Below are 825 nucleotides of genomic sequence, written 5' to 3'. Positions count from 1 at the left end.
AGGTAGCCCTGGATCAGGCGAACGCCAAAGTCTTGCAGGACGCCCAGCTCACCGATGGTCTCAATACCCTCGCAAAGGGGGGTGACCCCGAGTTCCTCAAGGAGGCGGAGTATGTGACGCAGGATTGAACGCTTTACCGGATTCCGATCAATCCCACGGATCAAGTCCATGTCGATCTTCACAATGTCCGGCTGGTATTGTGCGAGCAGGGCGAGACCGGCGTTGCCGGCGCCGAAGTCGTCGATTGCGGTCCTGAAGCCGATCTCCTTGTAGGTCGCCATGATGTTCATGACATGCGTAACGTCGAGCTTCTCAGTCTCCGTGAACTCGAAGATAATCCGATCGAGGGGGAAGCCCGTCCGCGTCGCCGCCTCCAGTGTCAGTTTGATGCAGGCGCGGGGTTCATAGACGGCGTTTGGCATGAAGTTGATCGAAAGGCACGCGCCGTCGTCAGCAAGGCGGAGGCTCGCCGCGAGTTCGATCGCCTTGACCCTGCACATCTGGTCGAAGGCGTAGCGGTTGGTCTCGTCCACGACGGAAAGGATGGTGTTCGCCCCCTCTCCGTTCGGGCCACGGACAAGGGCTTCGTGAGCGAAAACTCTTCCGGACGAGATGTCGACGATCGGCTGGAACGCCATTGAGAAGGGCTTTGCGAACCCGCCGCCGTTGCGGCATCCCTGGCACCCGGTCGACATGATCCGACATCTCTCTCATCGTTGCGGATAATCGTTGCGGATATGAGACCCGAACCGGGTTAACTGATCTTCAATGTCCAACGAGGTGAGCCACTCGAAGATTAATATAGTTCCCAAAACGTGATCAGCC

General features: G+C 58.2%; 1 protein-coding gene. It reads right to left on the bottom strand.

Annotated elements, in window-relative coordinates; all coding sequences use genetic code 11:
• On the bottom strand, nucleotides 1-695 hold a 695-nt coding region (locus M8523_RS36415), incomplete at its 3' end, for an EAL domain-containing protein (RefSeq protein WP_282589662.1).
• Nucleotides 696-825 lie beyond the last annotated feature (130 nt).

Source organism: Lichenifustis flavocetrariae, from assembly GCF_026130545.1.
In the GTDB taxonomy this organism is placed as follows: domain Bacteria; phylum Pseudomonadota; class Alphaproteobacteria; order Rhizobiales; family Beijerinckiaceae; genus Lichenihabitans; species Lichenihabitans flavocetrariae.
The sequence above is the reverse complement of the archived record's forward strand: the minus strand, read 5'-3'. Positions and strand labels throughout refer to the sequence as shown.